General features: G+C 61.5%; 26 protein-coding genes. 17 read left to right on the forward strand and 9 right to left on the reverse strand.

Annotated features, from left to right (window positions below; all coding sequences use genetic code 11):
* Positions 1–90: 90 nt before the first annotated feature.
* Positions 91–1,125: a type IV pilus twitching motility protein PilT gene (locus CAF79_RS11420; protein ID WP_007953348.1), complete on the reverse strand. Its 1,035-nt coding sequence runs from the start codon at positions 1,123–1,125 to the stop codon at positions 91–93.
* A gap of 56 nt (positions 1,126–1,181) precedes the next feature.
* On the opposite strand from CAF79_RS11420, the gene CAF79_RS11425 reads away from it, so the two are divergent.
* The 10 genes from CAF79_RS11425 (at position 1,182) to CAF79_RS11470 (ending at position 8,064) form a co-directional block, all read left to right on the forward strand.
* Positions 1,182–1,868 (forward strand): YggS family pyridoxal phosphate-dependent enzyme, encoded by a 687-nt coding sequence (locus CAF79_RS11425; protein ID WP_085697851.1) that lies wholly within the window; start codon positions 1,182–1,184, stop codon positions 1,866–1,868.
* A gap of 23 nt (positions 1,869–1,891) precedes the next feature.
* Positions 1,892–2,710, forward strand: coding sequence for a pyrroline-5-carboxylate reductase (proC, locus tag CAF79_RS11430; RefSeq protein ID WP_007953353.1), 819 nt, complete (start codon positions 1,892–1,894; stop codon positions 2,708–2,710).
* Positions 2,711–2,720: 10 nt separating this feature from the next.
* Positions 2,721–3,311, forward strand: coding sequence for a YggT family protein (locus CAF79_RS11435; RefSeq protein WP_085689611.1), 591 nt, complete (start codon positions 2,721–2,723; stop codon positions 3,309–3,311).
* Complete coding sequence (locus CAF79_RS11440) at positions 3,308–3,598, forward strand: DUF167 domain-containing protein (protein ID WP_085689609.1); 291 nt, start codon at positions 3,308–3,310, stop codon at positions 3,596–3,598. Before CAF79_RS11435 ends, CAF79_RS11440 begins: the two co-directional genes overlap by 4 nt.
* 99 nt (positions 3,599–3,697) lie before the next feature.
* Positions 3,698–4,837: a homoserine O-acetyltransferase gene (locus CAF79_RS11445; protein ID WP_085697852.1), complete on the forward strand. Its 1,140-nt coding sequence runs from the start codon at positions 3,698–3,700 to the stop codon at positions 4,835–4,837.
* 7 nt (positions 4,838–4,844) lie between these two features.
* Positions 4,845–5,465, forward strand: a complete 621-nt coding sequence (gene metW / locus CAF79_RS11450) for a methionine biosynthesis protein MetW (protein ID WP_085697853.1) — start codon at positions 4,845–4,847, stop codon at positions 5,463–5,465.
* A gap of 26 nt (positions 5,466–5,491) precedes the next feature.
* Positions 5,492–5,926: a DUF4426 domain-containing protein gene (locus CAF79_RS11455; RefSeq protein ID WP_085697854.1), complete on the forward strand. Its 435-nt coding sequence runs from the start codon at positions 5,492–5,494 to the stop codon at positions 5,924–5,926.
* Positions 5,923–6,519, forward strand: coding sequence for an RdgB/HAM1 family non-canonical purine NTP pyrophosphatase (rdgB, locus tag CAF79_RS11460; protein WP_085697855.1), 597 nt, complete (start codon positions 5,923–5,925; stop codon positions 6,517–6,519). The genes CAF79_RS11455 and rdgB overlap by 4 nt, the downstream gene beginning before the upstream one ends.
* A complete protein-coding gene (gene hemW, locus CAF79_RS11465; RefSeq protein ID WP_085697856.1) occupies positions 6,516–7,721 on the forward strand; it encodes a radical SAM family heme chaperone HemW in 1,206 nt (401 codons plus the stop codon). Before rdgB ends, hemW begins: the two co-directional genes overlap by 4 nt.
* A gap of 19 nt (positions 7,722–7,740) precedes the next feature.
* Positions 7,741–8,064 (forward strand): DUF3392 domain-containing protein, encoded by a 324-nt coding sequence (locus CAF79_RS11470; protein ID WP_011336381.1) that lies wholly within the window; start codon positions 7,741–7,743, stop codon positions 8,062–8,064.
* Between the two features lie 130 nt (positions 8,065–8,194).
* On the opposite strand, the gene trmB is transcribed toward CAF79_RS11470, so the two are convergent.
* The 4 genes from trmB to CAF79_RS11490 form a co-directional block, all read right to left on the reverse strand.
* Positions 8,195–8,920: a tRNA (guanosine(46)-N7)-methyltransferase TrmB gene (trmB, locus tag CAF79_RS11475; protein ID WP_085646976.1), complete on the reverse strand. Its 726-nt coding sequence runs from the start codon at positions 8,918–8,920 to the stop codon at positions 8,195–8,197.
* A gap of 9 nt (positions 8,921–8,929) precedes the next feature.
* Positions 8,930–9,724 (reverse strand): thiazole synthase, encoded by a 795-nt coding sequence (locus CAF79_RS11480; protein ID WP_007953385.1) that lies wholly within the window; start codon positions 9,722–9,724, stop codon positions 8,930–8,932.
* Between the two features lie 60 nt (positions 9,725–9,784).
* Positions 9,785–9,985 carry a sulfur carrier protein ThiS gene (gene thiS, locus CAF79_RS11485; protein ID WP_007953386.1) on the reverse strand — a complete coding sequence of 67 codons (201 nt, stop codon included), beginning with the start codon at positions 9,983–9,985 and terminating at the stop codon, positions 9,785–9,787.
* A gap of 72 nt (positions 9,986–10,057) precedes the next feature.
* Complete coding sequence (locus CAF79_RS11490) at positions 10,058–10,438, reverse strand: DUF423 domain-containing protein (protein WP_085697857.1); 381 nt, start codon at positions 10,436–10,438, stop codon at positions 10,058–10,060.
* A gap of 74 nt (positions 10,439–10,512) precedes the next feature.
* Here CAF79_RS11490 and mtgA point away from each other — a divergent pair, with 74 nt between their 5' ends.
* Positions 10,513–11,235 carry a monofunctional biosynthetic peptidoglycan transglycosylase gene (gene mtgA, locus CAF79_RS11495; protein WP_085697858.1) on the forward strand — a complete coding sequence of 241 codons (723 nt, stop codon included), beginning with the start codon at positions 10,513–10,515 and terminating at the stop codon, positions 11,233–11,235.
* 70 nt (positions 11,236–11,305) lie between these two features.
* Here the strand turns inward: mtgA and rpoH are convergent, their stop codons facing one another.
* From rpoH to ftsY, 4 genes are all read right to left on the reverse strand, one after another.
* Complete coding sequence (rpoH, locus tag CAF79_RS11500; protein ID WP_007953393.1) at positions 11,306–12,160, reverse strand: RNA polymerase sigma factor RpoH; 855 nt, start codon at positions 12,158–12,160, stop codon at positions 11,306–11,308.
* 115 nt (positions 12,161–12,275) lie between these two features.
* Positions 12,276–13,301, reverse strand: a complete 1,026-nt coding sequence (gene ftsX / locus CAF79_RS11505) for a permease-like cell division protein FtsX (RefSeq protein ID WP_085697859.1) — start codon at positions 13,299–13,301, stop codon at positions 12,276–12,278.
* Entirely contained in the window at positions 13,298–13,969 is a 672-nt protein-coding gene (ftsE, locus tag CAF79_RS11510; RefSeq protein WP_007953396.1) for a cell division ATP-binding protein FtsE, read from the reverse strand. Before ftsE ends, ftsX begins: the two co-directional genes overlap by 4 nt.
* Entirely contained in the window at positions 13,966–15,480 is a 1,515-nt protein-coding gene (ftsY, locus tag CAF79_RS11515; protein WP_085697860.1) for a signal recognition particle-docking protein FtsY, read from the reverse strand. Before ftsY ends, ftsE begins: the two co-directional genes overlap by 4 nt.
* Here ftsY and CAF79_RS29130 point away from each other — a divergent pair.
* From CAF79_RS29130 to CAF79_RS11545, 6 genes are all read left to right on the forward strand, one after another.
* The gene (locus tag CAF79_RS29130; RefSeq protein ID WP_080511029.1) at positions 15,479–15,673 is read left to right on the forward strand and encodes a hypothetical protein; all 195 of its coding nucleotides are present in this window, start codon (positions 15,479–15,481) and stop codon (positions 15,671–15,673) included. The two genes, ftsY and CAF79_RS29130, sit on opposite strands and share 2 nt — an antisense overlap.
* Positions 15,674–15,824: 151 nt before the next feature.
* On the forward strand, positions 15,825–17,180 hold the full coding sequence (locus tag CAF79_RS11525; RefSeq protein WP_085697861.1) for a pitrilysin family protein: 1,356 nt from the start codon (positions 15,825–15,827) through the stop codon (positions 17,178–17,180).
* Positions 17,173–18,660 carry a pitrilysin family protein gene (locus CAF79_RS11530; RefSeq protein ID WP_085697862.1) on the forward strand — a complete coding sequence of 496 codons (1,488 nt, stop codon included), beginning with the start codon at positions 17,173–17,175 and terminating at the stop codon, positions 18,658–18,660. Before CAF79_RS11525 ends, CAF79_RS11530 begins: the two co-directional genes overlap by 8 nt.
* The gene (rsmD, locus tag CAF79_RS11535) at positions 18,660–19,265 is read left to right on the forward strand and encodes a 16S rRNA (guanine(966)-N(2))-methyltransferase RsmD (protein ID WP_085697863.1); all 606 of its coding nucleotides are present in this window, start codon (positions 18,660–18,662) and stop codon (positions 19,263–19,265) included. Before CAF79_RS11530 ends, rsmD begins: the two co-directional genes overlap by 1 nt.
* A gap of 114 nt (positions 19,266–19,379) precedes the next feature.
* Positions 19,380–20,723 (forward strand): pitrilysin family protein, encoded by a 1,344-nt coding sequence (locus tag CAF79_RS11540; RefSeq protein WP_085697864.1) that lies wholly within the window; start codon positions 19,380–19,382, stop codon positions 20,721–20,723.
* A 48-nt stretch (positions 20,724–20,771) separates the two neighbouring features.
* A complete protein-coding gene (locus tag CAF79_RS11545; RefSeq protein WP_139832589.1) occupies positions 20,772–22,208 on the forward strand; it encodes a pitrilysin family protein in 1,437 nt (478 codons plus the stop codon).
* The last annotated feature ends 45 nt before the right edge of the window (positions 22,209–22,253 follow it).

The following is a 22,253-nucleotide window of genomic DNA, read 5'->3' on the forward strand; positions in this document are numbered from 1 at the left end:
CCGATCGTTCCCACGTCGAGGCGTCGAACCGTCCGCGTGGGAACGATCAGAACAAAAAAATCGCAGCCCACGGGCTGCGATTTTTTTTGCCTAGAAGTTATCCGGCGTACGCGCCTTCTCCCGCGCATGTTCGCGACTGATCAAGCCCTTGGTCACCAGATCCTTCAGGCACATGTCGAGTGTCTGCATCCCCAGTGAGCCGCCGGTCTGTATCGCCGAATACATCTGCGCCACCTTGTCCTCGCGGATCAGGTTACGGATCGCCGACGTCCCCAGCATGATCTCGTGCGCCGCCACCCGGCCGCCGCCGATCTTCTTGATCAGCGTCTGCGACACCACCGCCAGCAACGACTCCGAGAGCATCGAGCGCACCATGGACTTTTCATCCCCGGGGAACACGTCCACCACCCGGTCGATGGTTTTGGCCGCTGACGTGGTGTGTAACGTGCCAAACACCAGGTGCCCGGTCTCGGCGGCGGTCAGGGCCAGGCGAATGGTTTCCAGGTCCCGCATCTCGCCCACCAGGATCACATCCGGGTCTTCACGCAGCGCTGAACGCAATGCAGTGGCGAAACTGCGGGTATCGCGATGGACTTCGCGCTGATTGATCAGGCATTTGCGCGATTCATGGACGAATTCGATCGGATCTTCGATGGTCAGGATGTGGTGATGGCGATGGGTGTTGAGGTAATCGATCATTGCCGCCAGGGTTGTGGACTTGCCGGAGCCGGTCGGTCCGGTCACCAGCACCAGCCCGCGCGGCGCATCAGTGATCTTGCGAAAGACGTCGCCCATGGCGAGGTCTTCCATGCTCAGCACTTTCGATGGGATGGTCCGGAATACCGCGCCAGCGCCGCGGTTCTGGTTGAAGGCATTGACCCGGAAGCGCGCCACGCCAGGCACCTCGAAGGAAAAGTCGGTTTCCAGATGTTTCTCGAAGTCCACCCGCTGGGTGTCGTTCATGATGTCGTAGATCAGTTCATGCACTTGCTTGTGATCCAGCGCCGGCAGATTGATCCGCCGCACGTCGCCATCCACGCGGATCATCGGCGGCAGACCGGCCGACAGGTGCAGGTCGGAAGCGCCCTGTTTGGCGCTGAAGGCCAGCAGTTCAGTGATATCCATAGCGTCCCTCAATTCCAGTAGAATGCCGCGAACCTTCAGACCGCTGGCGCCTCTTGATGTCCACGATAGCAGACAACATTCTCCAGGTTAGTTCGCGCATTAAGGCAGCCGTCAAAGCCGCCGGCCGCGATGAAAACAGCGTCCGGCTGCTGGCCGTGAGCAAGACCAAACCCGCCCAAGCCTTGCGCGAAGCGTACGCCGCCGGCCTGCGCGACTTTGGCGAGAACTACCTGCAGGAGGCCTTGGGCAAACAGCTCGAACTGGCCGACCTGCCCTTGATCTGGCACTTCATCGGCCCCATTCAGTCGAACAAGACCCGCTCGATTGCCGAGCATTTCGCCTGGGTGCACTCCGTGGATCGTCTGAAAATCGCCCAACGCCTGTCCGAACAACGCCCGGCGGATCTGCCGCCACTGAACATCTGCATTCAGGTCAATGTCAGCGGTGAAGCCAGTAAATCCGGCTGCACCCCGCAAGACCTGCCAGCCTTGGCCCAAGCCATCAGCACCTTGCCGCACCTGAAACTGCGCGGATTGATGGCGATTCCCGAGCCGACCGAAGATCGCGCCGAGCAGGATGCTGCATTCGCTGCCGTCCAGAAATTGCAGGCCGGCCTCGATCTGCCGCTCGACACACTTTCCATGGGCATGAGCCACGACCTCGAGTCGGCCATTGCCCAGGGCGCGACCTGGGTCCGTATCGGTACGGCCCTGTTCGGCGCCCGCGACTATTCCCAATCTTGACCATTTCCAGATAAGGACCTGACATGAGCAACACACGTATTGCCTTTATCGGTGCCGGCAACATGGCCGCCAGCCTGATCGGCGGCCTGCGGGCCAAGGGTCTGGAAGCTGCACGGATTCGCGCCAGCGATCCGGGTGAAGAAACCCGCAACCGGGTCAGCGCCGAGCACGGCATCGAAACCTTCGCCGACAACGCCCAGGCCATCGACGGCGCCGACGTCGTCGTGCTGGCAGTCAAGCCGCAGGCCATGAAGGCCGTGTGCGAGGCCATCCGCCCGAGCCTGAAACCGAATCAACTGGTGGTCTCCATCGCCGCCGGCATCACCTGCGCCAGCATGACGGCCTGGCTGGGAGAGCAGCCGATCGTGCGCTGCATGCCGAATACCCCGGCGCTGCTGCGTCAGGGTGTGAGCGGTTTGTACGCCACCAGCGCAGTGAGCGCCGAACAACGCCAACAGGCTGAAGAACTGCTGTCCGCCGTGGGCATCGCCCTGTGGCTGAACGAAGAGCAGCAACTGGACGCAGTCACCGCCGTCTCCGGCTCCGGCCCGGCGTACTTCTTCCTGCTGATCGAAGCCATGACCGCCGCCGGCGTCAAACTCGGCCTGCCGAAGGAAACCGCCGAGCAACTGACCTTGCAGACCGCGCTGGGCGCCGCGCACATGGCGGTTTCCAGCGACGTCGACGCTGCCGAGCTGCGCCGCCGCGTGACCTCACCGGCCGGCACCACGGAAGCCGCGATCAAATCGTTCCAGGCCGGCGGCTTCGAAGCCCTGGTGGAAAAAGCACTCGGCGCCGCCGCGCACCGCTCGGCCGAAATGGCCGAACAACTGGGCAAATAAGGAGCCTTACATGATCGGATTGAACACCGCAGCGGTTTACGTGCTGCAAACCCTCGGCAGCCTGTACCTGCTGATCGTGCTGCTGCGCTTCGTCCTGCAACTGGTGCGGGCGAACTTCTACAACCCGCTGTGCCAGTTCGTGGTCAAGGCTACCCAGCCGTTGCTCAAGCCGCTGCGCCGGATCATCCCGAGCCTGTTCGGCCTGGACATGTCGTCGCTGGTACTGGCGATCCTCGTGCAACTGGTACTGATGGCGCTGACCCTGCTGCTGACTTACGGCACCACCGGTAACCCGCTGCAACTGTTGATCTGGTCGCTGATCGGCGTGACGGCGCTGTTCCTGAAGATATTCTTCTGGGCCATGATCATCAGCATCATCCTGTCCTGGGTCGCACCGGGCAGCCACAATCCGGGCGCCGAGCTGGTGAACCAGATCTGTGAACCGGCCCTGGCGCCGTTCCGTCGCATCGTTCCGAACCTTGGTGGCCTGGACCTGTCGCCGATCTTCGCTTTCCTCGTGCTGAAGCTGATCGACATGCTGGTGATCAACAACCTTGCGGCGATGACGATGATGCCGGAAATCCTGCGCCTGCTGATGTGAGCTGGTTTCGTTGGGACGGTGACGATCTGATTCTGGAATGTCACCTGCAGCCGGCCGCCCGCAGCGATGACTTTTGCGGGCTGCACGGTGATCGCCTGAAGATCCGCCTGACCGCGCCGCCGGTCGAGGGCAAGGCCAATGCGTATCTGATGGGCTTTCTGGCCAAGGCCTTTGGGGTTTCCAGGAGTCAGGTCAGTTTGCTCAGCGGCGAGTTGAACCGGCAGAAGCGGGTGAAGATTTGCTCGCCAAAGAAGTTGCCGGATTTGCCGGGTTTGGTTTTTCCCTGATCGATCCCAAGCAGAGCGTGGGAACGAGCGCAGGTAGTTGCTTGCCGCTAACCCCACCGGTCTTTAGACTTACGCCTCATTTCAACGAGAGCAGGGTCGATGCCAGCTGCCTTTCCCCCCGATTCTGTTGGTCTGGTGACGCCGCAAACGGCGCACTTCAGCGAACCGCTGGCCCTGGCCTGCGGCCGTTCGCTGGCCGATTATGACCTGATCTACGAAACCTACGGCACGCTGAACGCGCAAGCGAGCAACGCCGTGCTGATCTGTCACGCCCTGTCCGGCCACCACCACGCCGCCGGCTACCACAGCGTCGAAGACCGCAAGCCCGGTTGGTGGGACAGCTGCATCGGCCCCGGCAAACCGATCGACACCAACAAGTTCTTCGTGGTCAGCCTGAACAACCTCGGCGGTTGCAATGGTTCCACCGGCCCGAGCAGCCTCAACCCGGAAACCGGCAAGCCGTTCGGCGCCGACTTCCCGGTGCTGACTGTAGAAGACTGGGTGCACAGCCAGGCACGCCTGGCCGACCTGCTCGGCATCGGCCAGTGGGCCGCGGTGATCGGTGGCAGCCTCGGCGGCATGCAGGCGCTGCAATGGACCATCACTTACCCGGATCGCGTGCGCCATTGCCTGGCCATCGCCTCGGCCCCCAAGCTGTCGGCGCAGAACATCGCTTTCAACGAAGTGGCGCGCCAGGCGATCCTCACCGACCCGGAATTCCACGGCGGTTCGTTCCAGGAACAGGGCGTGATCCCCAAGCGCGGCTTGATGCTGGCGCGGATGGTCGGGCACATCACCTACCTGTCCGACGACTCCATGGGCGAGAAATTCGGTCGCGGCCTGAAGAGTGAAAAGCTCAACTACGACTTTCACAGCGTCGAGTTCCAGGTCGAAAGCTATCTGCGCTATCAGGGCGAAGAGTTCTCCGGGCGCTTCGATGCCAACACCTATCTGTTGATGACCAAGGCGCTGGACTACTTCGATCCTGCGGCGAATTTCAACGATAACCTGGCGAAAACCTTCGAAGGTGCGAAAGCCAAGTTCTGCGTGATGTCGTTCACCACCGACTGGCGTTTCTCCCCGGCCCGCTCGCGGGAACTGGTGGACGCGCTGATGGCGGCGCGCAAGGACGTCAGCTACCTGGAAATCGACGCGCCACAGGGCCACGACGCCTTCCTGATTCCGATCCCGCGTTATTTGCAGGCGTTCGGCAATTACATGAACCGCATTACGTTGTGAGAAAGCCATGAGAGCTGATCTGGAAATCATCCAGGAATGGATCCCCGCCGGCAGCCGCGTGCTCGACCTTGGTTGCGGTGATGGCGAGTTGCTGACCTGGCTGCGCGACCACAAGCAGGTCACCGGCTACGGCCTGGAAAACGACCCGGACAACATCGCCGAGTGCGTGGCCAAAGGCATCAACGTCATCGAGCAGGACCTGGACAAAGGCCTGGGCAACTTCGCCAGCAACAGCTTCGACGTGGTGGTGATGACCCAGGCCCTGCAAGCCGTGCATTACCCGGACAAGATCCTCGACGAAATGCTGCGGGTCGGCCGCCAGTGCATCATCACGTTCCCCAACTTCGGCCACTGGCGCTGCCGCTGGTATCTGGCGAGCAAGGGCCGGATGCCAGTGTCCGAGTTCCTGCCGTACACCTGGTACAACACGCCGAACATCCACTTCTGCACCTTCGAAGACTTTGAAGAACTTTGTCGCGAACGTGAGGCGAAGGTCATTGATCGGCTTGCCGTGGATCAACAGCACCGCCACGGGTGGGCCAGTAAGCTATGGCCTAATCTGTTAGGTGAGATCGGTATCTACCGCGTCAGCAGCCCGGGGCTTGCGGATCACAAAATCGCGGTCTGAACCACGACATTGCGAGGAGAACGAACATGGGACGCTTGATTACCGCGCTATTGGCCGCCTGCCTGAGCCTGTCGGCCGTTGCCGCCGATGCCATCAAGGGCGAGCGCAAGGAAGTGTTCGGTGATGTCACCGTGCATTACAACACCTTCAATTCCACCTACCTGACGCCGGACATCGCCAAGGCTGCCGAACTGGTCCGCAGCAAGAACCAGGGCGTGATCAATGTCTCGGTGATCAAGGACGGCAAGCCGTTGATCGCCAACGTCACCGGTACGGTGAAAGATCTGACCAGCCAGAGCGTGCCGCTGACCTTCCGCCAGATCACCGAACAGGGCGCGATCTATTACATCGCCCAGTACCCGGTGGAACAGCAGGAAACCCGCACCTTTGAAATCAAGGTGCAGACGGGCGACAAGATCAACACCATCAATTTCAACCAAGAGCTTTTCCCTGGCCAATGATCAATCTCAAGCAACTCGTACTGGCCAGCCACAACGCCGGCAAACTCAAGGAACTCCAGGCCATGCTCGGCGATTCGGTGCAATTGCGCTCGATCGGCGAATTCAGCAGCGTGGAGCCGGAAGAAACCGGCCTGTCTTTCGTCGAGAACGCGATCCTCAAGGCCCGCAATGCCGCGCGCATCTCCGGGCTGCCGGCGCTGGCCGACGATTCGGGCCTGGCAGTGGATTTCCTCGGCGGTGCGCCGGGCATCTATTCGGCGCGTTATGCCGACGGCAAGGGCGACGCGGCGAACAATGCCAAGCTGCTCGACGCCTTGAAGGACGTGCCTGAAGCCGAACGCGGCGCACAGTTCGTCTGCGTGCTGGCGCTGGTGCGTCACGCCGACGACCCGCTGCCAATCCTCTGCGAAGGCCTTTGGCACGGGCGCATCCTGACCGCTGCCAGCGGTGAGCACGGTTTCGGCTACGACCCGCTGTTCTGGGTGCCGGAGCGTAACCTGTCCAGCGCCGAGCTGAGCCCGAGCGACAAGAACCAGATCAGCCACCGCGCCCGCGCAATGGATCTGCTGCGCCAGCGTCTGGGCTTGAAATGACCGGTGACTCTTCCGCGTCGCCACTGATCGTCGGTGGCGCCGCCTCCTCGCCTCGGACGCCGTTGCCGACGCTGCCGCCCCTGGCGCTGTACATCCACATCCCGTGGTGTGTGCGCAAATGCCCCTATTGCGACTTCAACTCCCACACCGCCAGCCCGGTGCTGCCGGAGCAGGAATACGTCGATGCGTTGCTGGCTGACCTCGATCAGGATCTGCACGCAGTGTATGGCCGTGAGTTGAGTTCGATCTTCTTCGGCGGCGGCACACCGAGCCTGTTCAGCGCTGAAGCACTCGGTCGCTTGCTGGAAGGCGTGAAACAGCGCATTCCGTTTGCCGATGACATCGAGATCACCCTGGAAGCCAACCCCGGAACCTTCGAACAAGAGAAGTTCGTCGCCTACCGCAAACTGGGGATCAATCGCCTGTCGATCGGCATCCAGAGCTTCCAGCAGGAAAAACTCAAGGCCCTCGGCCGTATCCACAACGGCGACGAAGCGGTACGCGCCGCCGGCATGGCGCGTCAGGCCGGGTTCGATAACTTCAACCTCGACCTGATGCACGGCTTGCCGGACCAGTCGCTGGACGATGCCCTGAGCGATCTGCGCCAGGCGATCGAACTGAAGCCGACGCATATCTCCTGGTATCAGCTGACGCTGGAGCCGAACACCGTGTTCTGGAACCAGCCGCCGGTGCTGCCGGAAGACGACACGCTGTGGGACATTCAAGAGGCCGGACAGGCGCTGCTGGCCGAGCACGGTTACGCGCAATATGAAGTTTCGGCCTATGCGCAACCGGGTCGCCCGGCGCGGCACAACCTGAATTACTGGAGCTTCGGCGACTTCATCGGTATCGGCGCCGGCGCCCACGGCAAGCTCAGTCACCCGGACGGGCGCATCGTCCGCACCTGGAAGACGCGCCTGCCGAAGGACTACCTCAACCCGGCCAAAAGCTTCCAGGCCGGCGAGAAAGCCCTCACCAACGACGAGATGCCGTTCGAGTTCCTGATGAACGCCCTGCGCCTGACCGCCGGCGTCGAATCGCGCCTATACCCGGAACGCACCGGACTGCCGCTGGAGAGTCTCGACGAACACCGGCGCGAGGCCGAACAAAGCGGTCTGTTGCAGGTCGAACCGTCACGTCTGGCGGCCACCGAGCGCGGACAGCTGTTCCTCAATGACTTGCTGCAGAAATTTCTGAGCTGACCGCTCTTAAGGAAACCGCATGGATTTGATACTCGACCTGCTCGCCACCGTGTCCCGCTGGAGCCGCAGCAACCTCTCAGAAATCGCTCTGGCGCTGGTGGGCTGTCTGCTGGTGCTGTTTGGCGCCGACTTCAAGGGCTGGGTCGAGCAACGGCTGGGCAGCATCGCCGGCGCCCTGCGCGTCCCGCTGATGGCCCTGCTGTGCATGATCGGCAGCGGCGCGGCGCTGATTTACGCCACACCCTGGGTGGTGAAGGGGCTGAGCCAGTTCAACAACTACAGTCTGGCGCCGGTGCTGTTGGTGGTGCTCGTTTTGATCGGCGTGGTCGCCGACCGCCGCTGATCTTCAGCACACACAAAACAACTGTGGGAGCGAGCTTGCTCGCGATGGCGGTGTAACAGACGACATAAATGTTGAATGTGACGGCCTCATCGCGAGCAAGCTCGCTCCCACAGTTTTTATTGCGTGATGCTTAAGCGAGCTTTTCGAACTTCAGATCCCACACGCCATGCCCAAGACGCTCGCCGCGGCGTTCGAACTTGGTGATCGGGCGTTCGGCCGGGCGCGGCACGCACTTGCCGTCTTCGGCGAGGTTGCGATAGCCCGGGGCGACGTTCATCACTTCCAGCATGTATTCGGCGTACGGCTCCCAGTCGGTGGCCATGTGCAGAATGCCGCCAACCTTCAGCTTGCTGCGCACCAGCTCAGCGAAGGACGCCTGAACGATGCGACGCTTGTGGTGACGGCTCTTGTGCCATGGGTCCGGGAAAAACAGCATCAGGCGATCGAGGCTGTTGTCGGCGATGCAACGGTTGAGCACCTCGATCGCGTCGCAATCGTAGACCCGCAGGTTGGTCAGGCCCTGGGTCAGCACGCCGTTGAGCAGCGCGCCGACACCCGGACGGTGAACTTCGACACCGATGAAATCCTGTTCCGGCGCAGCGGCGGCCATTTCCAGCAGCGAGTGGCCCATGCCGAAGCCGATCTCCAGCGAACGCGGCGCGGAACGGCCGAACACCTGGTCGTAATCCACCGGCGCATCAGCCAGCGGCAGGACGAACTTCGGCGCGCCCTGATCCAGGCCGCGCTGCTGGCCTTCGGTCATGCGCCCGGCACGCATCACAAAACTCTTGATGCGGCGGTGTTGGCGCTCGTCGCCTTCTTCCGTCTGGATTGGCGTGTCGTTCGATTCAGTCATCAATAGCTCTTACTTGATCAGACCATCCAGCGGCGAAGAGGCGCTGGCATAGAGTTTTTTCGGCATGCGTCCGGCGAGGTAGGCCAGGCGGCCCGCGACGATCGCGTGTTTCATGGCTTCAGCCATCATGATCGGCTGCTGGGCATGGGCGATGGCCGAGTTCATCAGCACGGCGTCACAGCCCAGCTCCATCGAGATGGTGGCGTCGGAAGCAGTGCCGACACCGGCATCCACCAGCACCGGGATCTTGGCTTCTTCGAGGATGATCTGCAGGTTGTACGGATTGCAGATCCCCAGGCCCGAACCGATCAGACCGGCCAGCGGCATCACCGCGATGCAGCCGATTTCCGCCAGTTGCCGGGCGATGATCGGGTCATCACTGGTGTAGACCATCACGTCGAAACCTTCCTTGACCAGCACTTCGGCGGCCTTGAGGGTTTCGATCACGTTGGGGAACAGGGTTTTCTGGTCGGCCAGCACTTCCAGCTTCACCAGGTTGTGGCCATCGAGCAGTTCACGGGCCAGGCGGCAGGTGCGCACGGCTTCCACCGCGTCGTAGCAGCCTGCGGTGTTCGGCAGGAAGGTGTAGCGATCCGGCGACAGCACTTCGAGCAGGTTCGGCTCGCCTTCGATCTGGCCCAGGTTGGTGCGGCGCACGGCGAAGGTGACGATCTCGGCACCCGAGGCTTCGATGGCCAGGCGGGTTTCTTCCATGTCACGGTATTTGCCGGTACCGACCAGCAAACGCGACTGGTAAGTACGACCGGCCAGAACGAAAGGCTTGTCGCTACGAACGATGCTCATGGGGAATCCTCTGTTGGGGTGAGGGTCTTGCAGAATTGTCGACCCATGCAGGCCTGGCGACTAGCCGCCGCCTATCGCGTGCACGACTTCGACATTGTCGCCGTCGTTCAGCGTGGTGTCGGCGTGCTGGCTGCGCGGGACGATATCCAGATTGAGTTCGACCGCGACGCGGCGTCCGGTCAGATCCAGACGGGTCAGCAGGGCCGCAACGGTTTCACCGTCGGGCAGTTCAAAGGATTCACCGTTCAACTGAATGCGCATGCGCAACGCCGCCATCACTTTTTAGGGGGTGGCATTCTAGCCCGATCATGACCTAAAGGTCAGCACCAAGCGTCAAGCGGTTGGCTGCAGGCGCCAGGCGGCGAGTCCGAGGCACAGCCAGCCGATCAGGAATGCCAGGCCACCGAATGGGGTGATGATGCCGAGCTTGCCGATGCCGAGGGTGGTCAACAGGTACAGGCTGCCGGAGAACAGCAGGATACCGACGGTGAACGAGATGCCGGCCCAGGCGACCAGACGCCCCTGAAGCTGCGTGGCCAGCAGCGCCACGCCGAACAGCGCCAATGCGTGTACCAACTGATACGTGACGCCAGTGTGGAAGATCGCCAGGTAATCCGGGGTCAGGCGGTTTTTCAGGCCATGGGCGGCGAATGCGCCAAGGCCGACACCCGTGAAACCAAAGAAGGCAGCCAGCATCAGAAAGCTACGCAGCATGTAGAACTCCACTCAGACTCGATCGGCAGGGTCTGTATAATGGCCCGCTCAACCGGTTCGGCCAAGCCATCTCTATGCTGCGTTTATTTCTCCGTCGTTTCACGAAGGCCCTGCTCTGGTTCGCGGGCGGCAGTGTATTGCTGGTGTTGGTGTTTCGCTTCGTGCCGCCGCCGGGCACGGCGTTGATGGTCGAGCGAAAGATCGAATCCTGGGTCGACGGCGAGCCGATCGATCTGCAACGCACCTGGAAGCCGTGGGACGAGATCTCCGATGACCTGAAGGTCGCGGTGATTGCCGGCGAAGACCAGAAATTCCCCGAGCACTGGGGTTTTGACCTGAGTGCAATCAAAGCTGCACTGGCCCACAACGAACTCGGTGGCTCGATTCGCGGCGCCAGCACGTTGAGCCAGCAAGTGTCGAAGAACCTGTTCCTGTGGTCAGGCCGCAGTTATCTGCGCAAAGGCCTGGAAGCCTGGTTCACCGCGTTGATCGAAGTGTTCTGGCCCAAGCAGCGGATTCTCGAGGTGTACCTGAACAGCGTCGAGTGGGATGACGGCGTGTTCGGCGCCGAAGCGGCGGCACGGCATCACTTCGGCGTAGGTGCCAAGTCATTGTCCCGGCAGCAGGCGAGTTATCTGGCGGCCGTACTGCCGAATCCTCGGGTGTGGAGCGCCAGTCATCCGACTGCTTACGTGTCGCGCCGCGCCGGATGGATTCGCCAGCAGATGAGCCAGCTGGGTGGCGACAGCTATCTGCTGACACTCGATGAGTCACGTCGGGCACCCTGGGCCCAATGAGTTTCTGAAGCGCACACGAAAACGCCCCGATCATCACTGATCGGGGCGTTTTTTATTGCCAGACTACCGGTTATGCGGCAATCGACAACTTGAGCTTGTTCATCGCGCTCTTCTCGAGCTGACGGATCCGCTCGGCCGACACGTTGTACTTCTGCGCCAGATCGTGCAGCGTGGCTTTCTCTTCTGCCAGCCAGCGCTGGTAGAGAATGTCGCGGCTGCGTTCGTCCAGCACTTCCAGCGCTTCGTGCAGATTGTGATTGGAGTTGTCGCTCCAGTCGGCATCTTCCAGTTGACGCGCCGGGTCGTACCGGTGGTCTTCCAGGTAGTTGGCCGGCGACTGGAAAGCACTGTCGTCGTCGGCTTCGGCAGCCGGGTCGAAGGCCATGTCATGGCCGGTCAGGCGACTTTCCATCTCACGCACTTCACGCGGCTCGACGCCGAGGCTTTCCGCCACACGGTGGACTTCCTCGTTGTTCAGCCAGGCCAGACGCTTCTTCTGGCTGCGCAGGTTGAAGAACAGCTTGCGCTGGGCCTTGGTGGTCGCGACTTTCACGATCCGCCAGTTGCGCAGGATGAACTCGTGAATCTCGGCCTTGATCCAGTGCACCGCGAAGGACACCAGACGCACGCCCATTTCCGGGTTGAAACGCTTAACGGCCTTCATCAGGCCGACGTTACCTTCCTGGATCAGGTCAGCCTGAGCCAGACCGTAGCCGGAATAGCTACGGGCGATGTGTACGACAAACCGCAGGTGGGCGAGCACCATCTGCCGAGCCGCCCCCAGATCCTGCTCATAGTAGAGACTCTCGGCCAGTTCACGCTCCTGCTCCGGCGTCAGCAATGGAATGCTGTTGACGGTGTGCACGTAGGCTTCCAGGTTTGCGCCTGGAACCAATGCATACGCAGGTTGCAAAGAATTGGACATACGGAAAAACCTCCGACTTACATACTCATGCTTTTCAGCATTGCGAAAAATTGACCGGAAACTCAAATGAAAGTTTCCTTAACCACTGAAAGGTCAATCACGCGCAAAAAAGATTCTACTTCGGCGCCAACTCCCTGAGATGACGTGCGACTGCAATCCATGCACCGATATAACCCAACAGCACCGCGCCAAGCAAGAGCGACAGACCGTCGGCAACTGGCACGCCGGCCAGTGCGAAGTCACTGCCGTACAAGCCGGCCAGCCCGACCACCGCGTCATTCAGCCAGTCCAGGCCGAACGCCAATACACCCCAAGACAGCAGCCCCGCACCGAAGCCATACAGCGCGCCCATATAAAGGAAAGGACGACGCACATAGCTGTCGGTGCCGCCGACGAGTTTAATCACTTCTATCTCGGTGCGGCGGTTTTCAATATGAAGACGAATGGTATTGCCTATCACCAAAAGCAATGCGGAAACCAGCAACACCGTCAGACCGAACACAAAACGGTCGCCGAGCTTGAGGATGGCAGCCAGACGCTCGACCCAGACTAGATCAAGTTGCGCCTGTTGTACCTTCGGCAGCTCGGAAAGTTTTTGTCTTAATGCTTCCAGGGTCGACTTGTCGACCTCGTTCGGCGTCACCAGCACCACGCCCGGCAGCGGGTTTTCCGGCAGCTCGCGCAGGGCTTCGCCCAGTCCCGACTGCTGCTGGAATTCTTCCAGCGCCTGGTCGCGGCCGACATATTCAGCATCAGCTACGCCGGGCATGCCTTTGATCTGGTCGCGCAACGCTTCGCCCTGAGACGGACTGGCCTCGAGCTCCAGGTACAGCGAAATCTGCGCCGCGCGCTGCCACGAGCCGCCCAGGCGCTCGACGTTGCTCAGCAACAGCGAAAGCCCCATCGGCAGGCTCAGGGCAACCGCCATCACCATGCAGGTGAAGAAGCTGCCGATCGGCTGCTTGCCGAGACGGCGCAGGCTGTCGATCCAGCTGGCGCGATGGCTTTCGATCCAGGCACGGAACAATGTGGCGAAATCCGGGCCGTCGTCATCGTCGTGCTTTTTCTTCTTTGGCGGTTGCGGATCGGCTGCCTTCGGGGCCACGCGCTCGGAAACCTTCGGACTACGTGTTGCACTCATACGCCGGCCTCCCCGTCGCCGATCAATCGGCCGCGTTGCAGAGTCAGCATGCGATGGCGCATGCGCGCGATCAGCGCCAGGTCGTGACTGGCGATCAGCACGCTGGTGCCCAGACGGTTGATGTCTTCGAACACGCCCATGATCTCGGCCGCCAGACGCGGGTCGAGGTTACCGGTCGGTTCGTCCGCCAGCAGCAAAGCCGGACGGTGAACGATGGCGCGGGCAATGCCGACGCGCTGTTGCTGACCGGTGGAGAGGTCGCCCGGATACAGTTCGGCCTTGTCCGACAGCGCCACACGCTCCAGCGCCGAATCGACGCGCTTGGCGATTTCAACCTTGGACAGCCCGAGAATCTGCAACGGCAGCGCGACGTTGTTGAACACCGTGCGATCAAACAACAGTTGATGGTTCTGGAACACCACACCGATCTGTCGGCGCAGGAACGGAATCTGCGCATTGCTGATGGTGCTCAGGTCCTGTCCGGCCAGCAGCAGTTTGCCGCTGGTCGGACGCTCCATCGCCAACAACAGGCGCAACAATGTGGATTTACCGGCACCGGAGTGGCCGGTGACAAACAGGAACTCGCCGCGACGGACTCGAAAGCTCAGCTCATGCAAGCCGACGTGACCGTTCGGGTAGCGCTTACCGACCTGTTCGAAACGAATCATGAACGCTCCCGCTCGGCGAACAATGCCTGGACAAAGGGTTCGGCTTCAAAGGTACGCAGATCGTCGATGCCTTCACCGACGCCGATGTAGCGGATCGGCAGGCCGAATTGCTTGGCCAGGGCGAAAATCACCCCGCCCTTGGCGGTGCCGTCGAGCTTGGTCAGCGCCAGGCCGGTCAGTTCGACGGTCTGGTTGAATTGCTTGGCCTGGTTGATGGCGTTCTGACCGGTGCCGGCGTCGAGCACCAGCAGCACTTCGTGCGGCGCATCGGCGTCGAGCTTGCCGATCACCCGGCGAACCTTCTTCAGTTCTTCCATCAGGTTGTCTTTGGTGTGCAGACGACCAGCGGTGTCGGCGATCAGCACATCGATGCCACGGGCCTTGGCGGCCTGCACGGCGTCGAAGATCACCGAAGCCGAGTCCGCGCCCGTGTGCTGGGCGATCACCGGAATCTTGTTGCGCTCGCCCCAGACCTGCAATTGCTCGACAGCTGCGGCACGGAAAGTGTCACCGGCGGCCAGCATGACTTTCTTGCCTTCCAGCTGCAGCTTCTTCGCCAACTTGCCGATGGTGGTGGTTTTGCCCGCGCCGTTGACGCCGACCACCAGAATCACGAACGGCTTGTTCTGGGAAGCGATTTTCAGTGGCTGTTCGACCGGCTTGAGCATTGCGGCCAGCTCGGCCTGCAGGGATTTGTACAAGGCGTCGGAATCGGCCAGCTCTTTACGTGCGACCTTCTGGGTCAGACGCTGGATGATCACCGAAGTCGCCTCGACGCCGACGTCGGCCGTCAGCAGGCGGGTTTCGAGATCGTCGAGAAGATCGTCATCAATGGCTTTCTTGCCGAGGAACAGGCTGGCCATGCCTTCGCCAATACTGGCGCTGGTCTTGGACAGGCCTTGCTTGAGGCGGGCGAAGAAGCCGGCCTTGGTTTCCTCGGTGCGCGGGGCCTCGACCGGGGTTTCCACAAGAGCGACTGGCGCTACGGCGACTGGTGCAGGTGCAGGTGCAGGTGCAGGTGCAGGTGCAGGTGCAGGTGCAGGTGCAGGCTCGGGCGTTTCAACAATCGGGGCAACCGGGGCAGCAACCACAGGTTCTGGAATGACAGGAGCGGCTTCCACCACTGGCGCCTGAGCAGGTTCCGGCGTAAACGCAACCGGCGCAGGAATCGGCGGCGTAACGTGCGGCGCGGCCTCTTCCACCAGCGCCACCGGCTCTTCCGCCACCGGCAAGGTCAGCCACGGCTCACTGGCCGGGGTCAGCGGCAATTCGGCGGCAGCCGGCGCTTCAGGCTCGGCCTCGGCCACAGGTTGCAACACCGGCTCGGCGATCGGCAGCACAACCGGTGCCGGCGCTTCTTCTATTACGGGAGCAGGCGCGGGGGCTGGCTCAGGAATGGCAGTCGGCTGTTCGATGACGGGTTCCTGCGGTTTCTTGCGCAGCCATCCGAACAGGCTTTTCTTCTCGCCAGCCGCAGCTGGGGTCTTCTTGTCGTCGTTGGAACCAAACATGGAGGACGGCTATCTCACGGTAGCGACGCGCCACAGGGGCGCCCCGGCAAATAAATATTCGATGCAGAACAGACTGTGTTTCACCCAGCTTGTTCACGCGCAACATTTTGTCGAGGCACCAACGGCACCTCAAAGGAATCGTTTTAATGAAGGACTGGCCGGCAAAATCGGCGAAAAAGCGAAGTTTAGCTGATAAACCAAAGCCTTCTGCCGCAAACCCATACAACCTGATCAGGTTTCAAAACCGGATAGGCGTGGTCGCCGGTAAAACGGATCAGTATCCTAGCACCCTCTCGCCCGCCGACGCTAAGACCAAGCGGGCAGCCCAACAGGTTTAAAAACGAATGAATGCTCTAGCCCGCCGCGCCGCAGGCCTGCTGCTCAGCACAGTCTGCCTGCCCCTTTCGGCCCTGGCGGCCGATCCGCAACCGACTCACGAATTTACCCTCGACAACGGCCTGAAGGTCGTCGTGCGCGAAGACCATCGCGCGCCGGTGGTGGTGTCGCAGGTCTGGTACAAGGTCGGTTCCAGCTACGAAACCCCGGGCCAGACCGGTCTGTCCCACGCCCTCGAGCACATGATGTTCAAGGGCAGCGAAAAAATCGGCCCCGGCGAAGCTTCGCTGATCCTGCGCGACCTCGGCGCCGAAGAGAACGCCTTCACCAGCGACGACTTCACCGCTTATTACCAGGTGCTGGCCCGCGACCGTCTGGGCGTGGCCTTCGAACTGGAAGCCGACCGCATGGCCAGCCTGCGGCTGCCGGCCGACGAGTTCGCCAAGGAAATCGAAGTCATCAAGGAAGAGCGCCGCCTGCGCACCGACGACAAGCCGATGTCCAAGGCCTACGAGCGCTACAAGGCCATGGCCTACCCGGCCAGCGGTTATCACACGCCGACCATCGGCTGGATGGCCGACCTTGAGCGGATGAAGGTCGAAGAGCTGCGTCACTGGTATCAGTCCTGGTACGTGCCGAACAACGCCACATTGGTGGTGGTCGGCGACGTGACCCCGGACGAGGTGAAAAGCCTCGCCCAGCGCTACTTCGGGCCGATCCCGAAACGCGACGTGCCACCGGCGAAAAAGCCGCTGGAGCTGGCGGAACCGGGTGAACGCCAGATCACCCTGCACGTGCAGACCCAACTGCCAAGCCTGATGCTCGGTTTCAACGTTCCGAGCATCGCCACCGCCGAAGACAAACGCTCGGTCAACGCCTTGCGCCTGATTTCGGCGTTGCTGGACGGCGGCTACAGCGGCCGCATCCCGACCCAGCTGGAGCGCGGTGAAGAGCTGGTGTCCGGCGGTTCGTCGAGTTACGACGCCTACACTCGCGGCGACAGCCTGTTCACCCTATCGGCCACGCCGAACACCCAGAAGAAAAAGACCATGGCCCAGGCTGAAGCCGGTCTGTGGAAACTTTTGGATCAGCTGAAAACCACCGCACCGTCCGCCGAAGAACTGGAGCGCGTGCGTGCGCAGGTTATCGCCGGCCTGGTCTTCGAGCGCGATTCGATCACCAGCCAGGCCACCGCCATCGGCCAGCTGGAGACCGTCGGTCTGTCGTGGAAACTGATGGACACCGAACTGGCCGATCTGGAAAGCGTCACCCCGCAAGACATCCAGAACGCCGCCAAGCTGTATTTCACCCGCGAACGTCTCAGCGTCGCCCACGTCCTGCCATTGGAGACGACTCATGAGTGAGCGCAAAACCCCACGCCTGCTGCTCGGCCTGATCGCCGTGGCCGTCATCGGCTCCGCTGCGTTCTATCTGGTGCCGAGCGACAACACCAAGGCCAGCGAAGCGCTGGATAACGCCAAGTCCAGCCAGAAGCTGCAATCGCTGGCGGAACTCGACGGCAAGGCCCCGGCCAGCCGCAAGCTCGACGTGCAGACCTGGAATACCGCCGAAGGCGCCAAGGTGCTGTTCGTCGAGGCCCGCGAATTGCCGATGTTCGACATGCGCCTGATTTTCGCCGCCGGCAGCAGCCAGGACGGTAACGCGCCGGGCCTGGCCCTGCTGACCAACGCCATGCTCAACGAAGGCGTGGCGGGCAAGGACGTCGGTGCCATCGCCCAAGGTTTCGAAGGCCTGGGCGCGGACTTTGGCAACGGCGCCTATAAAGACATGGCCATCGCCTCGCTGCGCAGCCTGAGCGCCGCCGACAAACGCGAGCCGGCGCTGAAACTGTTCTCGGAAGTGGTGGGCAAACCGACCTTCCCGGCCGACTCCTTCACGCGCATCAAGAACCAGATGCTCGCCGGTTTCGAGTACCAGAAACAGAACCCCGGCAAACTCGCCAGCCTGGAGCTGATGAAGCGTCTGTACGGCGATCACCCATACGCCCATTCCAGCGATGGCAACGCGCAAAGCGTGCCGAAAATCACGCTGGCGCAACTGCGTGAGTTCCACGCCAAGGCCTATGCGGCGGGCAACGTGGTGATCGCACTGGTGGGCGATCTGTCCCGCAGTGAAGCCGAGGCGATTGCCAATCAGGTGTCCGCTGCGCTGCCAAAAGGCCCGGCGCTGGCGAAAATCGAGCAACCGACCGAACCGAAGGCCAGCGTCGGCCACATCGAATTCCCGTCCAAGCAGACCAATCTGATGATTGCGCAACTGGGCATCGACCGTGACGACCCGGACTACGCCGCGCTGTCGATGGGCAACCAGATCCTCGGCGGTGGCGGTTTCGGCACCCGACTGATGAGCGAAGTGCGTGAAAAGCGCGGCCTGACCTACGGCGTGTATTCGGCCTTCAGCCCGATGCAGGCTCGTGGCCCGTTCATGATCAACCTGCAGACCCGCGCGGAAATGAGCGAAGGCACCCTGAAACTGGTGCAGGACGTGCTCGCCGACTACCTCAAGACCGGCCCGACCCAGAAAGAACTGGACGACGCCAAGCGCGAACTGGCCGGCAGCTTTCCGCTGTCCACCGCGAGCAATGCCGATATCGTCGGTCAGCTCGGCGCCATGGGGTTCTACAACCTGCCGCTGAGCTATCTGGACGACTTCATGCGTCAGTCCCAAAGCCTGACGGTCGAGCAGGTTCGCGACGTTCTGAACAAACACTTGAGCACGGATAAACTGGTCATCGTCAGCGCTGGCCCGACCGTGCCGCAAAAGCCGTTACCGGCCCCATCTGATAAACCTGCCGAGCAGCCGCTCGGGGTTCCGGAGCATTAATGGCCAGTCCAAAGAAACCTGTACAAAAACTGCACAACGGGGTGAACCAGTTGCGCATCATCGGCGGCGAATGGCGCAGCCGCAAACTGAGCTTTCCTGATGCGCCGGGCCTGCGTCCGACGCCGGATCGGGTACGCGAAACCCTGTTCAACTGGCTCGCGCCGTACGTTGCCGGGGCCAAGGTTCTCGATCCGTTCGCCGGCAGCGGCGCACTGTTTCTGGAAGCGCTGTCCCGTGGCGCAGCAATGGGTCAGGCCCTGGACGCCAGCCATGTTGCGGTCTCCAGCCTGAAAGAACACCTCGGCACGCTGCGCTGCACCAACGGCCACGTACAGACCGCCGATGCGCTGCGCTACCTGGAAACCCAGACCGCGACTCCGTTCGACCTGGTGTTCCTCGACCCGCCGTTCAACCAGAACCTGCTGCCGTCGGTGTGCACATTGCTGGAAGAGCGCCAATGGCTGGCCGAAGATTCGTGGATCTACACTGAAAGCGAAACCGCACCATCGACCCTCGGCCTGCCGGGCAACTGGCGCCTGCACCGCGAGCAGAAATCCGGGCGGGTGTACTACGCGTTGTGGCAGCGCAGCCTGCCCGCTCTCTGACACCGTCGATCCACGCAATGCCCGGCGTGCGGTAGATAACTACCGCACGCCTCCCCTGCAAAATCTCCACAGTGGATTACGCCATTTCCGTAATCCACTGAGGATGAATCACTTATGGACACTTTGTGCAGCAGGATGCTGCCTTGCCTGGCCCTCGCCCCGCTGCTGGCGCTGGCCGATCCACCACCGACCACCCATGAGTTTCTGCTGGACAATGGCCTGAAGGTCGTCGTCCGCGAGGATCACCGGGCCCCGCTGGTCACCTCACAACTCTGGTTCAAAGTCGGCTCGGCTGACGAATCGCCGGGCCAGACCGGACTGTCCCACGCGCTGGAGCACATGCTTTACAAGGGCAGCAGCAAGACTTGTCCGGGTGAGGCATCGGCCATTCTGGAATCCCTGGGCGCATCGGAAAATGCCTTTACCAATAAGGACGTCACGGCCTATTACCAGACGCTGCCCAAGCCTTATCTGGGCGTCGCGTTTGAGCTGATGGCCGACCTGATGTCGACCGCTCACCTCAGACCTGAGGATTTCACCCCCGAGATTGCCGTCATTCAGGAAGAACGTCGCTGGAGTGTTGAAGACAGTCCTCTCGACACCGCAATGGAACGCCTGGAAGCTCTGGCCTATCCCTCCAGCAGCTACCGGACGCCCGTCATCGGCTGGATGAATGACCTGCACGGTCTGAACGCCACTCAGTTGCGGGGCTGGTATGAGTCACGCTATTCCCCCGGCAATGCCACGCTGGTTGTCGTCGGTGACGTCACGCTCGATTACGTTCAGCCCTTGGCTCAGCGTTATTTCGGCGGCCTGCCCGGTCGCGCCTTTCCACAAGCCGTGAAACCTCATGAACTGCCGGAGCCGGGCGAACGCCGAATCACACTCAATCAACCGGTTCCTGCCCCACAACTGATCATGGCAATCAACGTTCCCAGCCTGGCTACGGCAGACACCGATCGGACCGCACACGCACTGCAGCTGATCAGAATGTTGCTGGCAGGCTCCCAGAGCGCACGCCTGCAAAAACGCCTGTTGCACCAGGAGCATTTGCTCAGCCAAGTCGACGCCAGCTACAACCTTTACAGCCGTGGCGACACCCTCCTGATAGTGCGCACCCGGCTCGACAATTCGCACTCGGCCACGCCTGACAAGGCGCAATCACGCGTCTGGGATCTGTTCGAGGAGCTGCGCACAACGCCTCCCTCCATCGATGAACTGGAACGCGCGCGAACCCAGTTGATCGCCCAAAGGGTTTTTGCACGAGACTCTATCGAGAGCACTGCCCAACAGCTGGTCGCCCTCGAGAGCATTGGCCTGTCGTGGCAATTGCTCGATCAGGAGATTGCCGAGTTAAAGAACGTGACGCCCGAGGACATCCGTCAGACCGCTGAAAAATATCTGATCCGCGAACGCCTCAGCACCGCCCATGTGCTCATGGAGAAAAAACATGGATAAATCGGCGCGCGTCTTTGAGTCTGTCCTGGCCTGTTTCGCACTCATCGGTTGGCTGTCAGCCAGCCCGGCTACTGCCGCCAACTCGCCAGCCGGCTTTCCCGACACTCGATTGCAATCGTTGCTGGAAACAGACTCCACACAACAGGCTCCACGCCCCTTTACCATCAAGGGCTGGAAACCACGACAGGCATCAAAACGTTATTCATCCGCACCACGAATCTGCCAATGTTCGACGTTCACGTCAGCTTCGCCGGCGGCAGTGCGCACGATGGCGACACACCCGGTCTGGCAGCGGTGACATTCAGTCTGTTCAACGAAGGCGTCGCCGACATGAGCGATCATGCAGCGATCGCCGAAGTGTTCGACGGGCTGGGAGCGAAGCTCGGGATGGACCTGGATCAGGAACGTGCCACTTTCACGTTACGCAGCCTGAGCGATCCAGACAAAAGCAGCCCGGCTCTGCAGCTGTTTACGCAAATGCTGGGGCAGCCCGCTCTTACCGAAGAAGCTCTGCTCAGGGTCAAGCGCGAGCTTCGTGGCTTGCAGCTGGCAGAACAGCAACAACCTGCGGAAATTGCCTTGCTGCGCCTGCTGGATCTGCTGGCTGCGGACACGCCATACGCCCGTTCGATCTACGGAACCGATGCCGGCCTGACCTCGCTCATCCGTCAGGCCGTTCAAACGTTCCACAGCCAGACCCACTCGGCAAGCCAGACACAAATTACATTGGTGGGAGACCTTTCCGTCGAACAGGCACAGGCCATCAGCCTGCAAATCGCCAACGCGCTACCCGCGCCCCTCGTTGCATTGCCCACCGTCGAACCGCTCAAAGCGTTCGGTACTGAAATGCATCGCCATGTCGAGCGCACACAGGAACAGGTTCACGTATTGCTGGGACAACCCAGCCTGTCGCGCCAACACGAAGACTTCGTTGCGCTGTATGCCGCGACGCTGATTTTCGGCAGGGGAGCAAACTCCCGTCTGATGACAGAACTGCGGCAAAAACGCGGCCTGGTGTACGACGCCAGCATTCGCACCAAAGACTGGGCGGGCAGCGGCCTGACATCAATCACCCTGCAGACCAGCCCTCAATTCGCGAATGAAACGGTGGCCCTGGTGAAATCGATGCTCAGCAAATTCCGGCGTGAGGGCCCGACACAGGAGGAATTGGCTCACTTCAAACGCCGACTGGCCAACGCCAACATCGTTGGCAGCGCCAGCAACGCGCAGATTCTCGGGCGCCTGGCCGAGATCAACCGGCATCACTTGCCACTGGACCTGGACTTCTTCGCACAACAGGTGCAGCGCCTGACGCTTGAACAGATCAGAACGGCAATGGACAAACATCTGCCGGACGATCAGTGGCGGGTAGTGACGGTCGGTCCGACGGTACCCCAAGTGCCGCTCCCGCAACCGGCCATTGTCCCGACCGTCGAGCCGTCGGGGCATTCGTGTCGCGCCGATGCAGGCTTTGTGGCAAGTTAGACCTCCCTTGAAGTGACAGCCCTTGTATGACTGTCACTTCATGCA

It is taken from the genome of Pseudomonas sp. B26(2017) (assembly GCF_002113045.1).
GTDB lineage: Bacteria > Pseudomonadota > Gammaproteobacteria > Pseudomonadales > Pseudomonadaceae > Aquipseudomonas.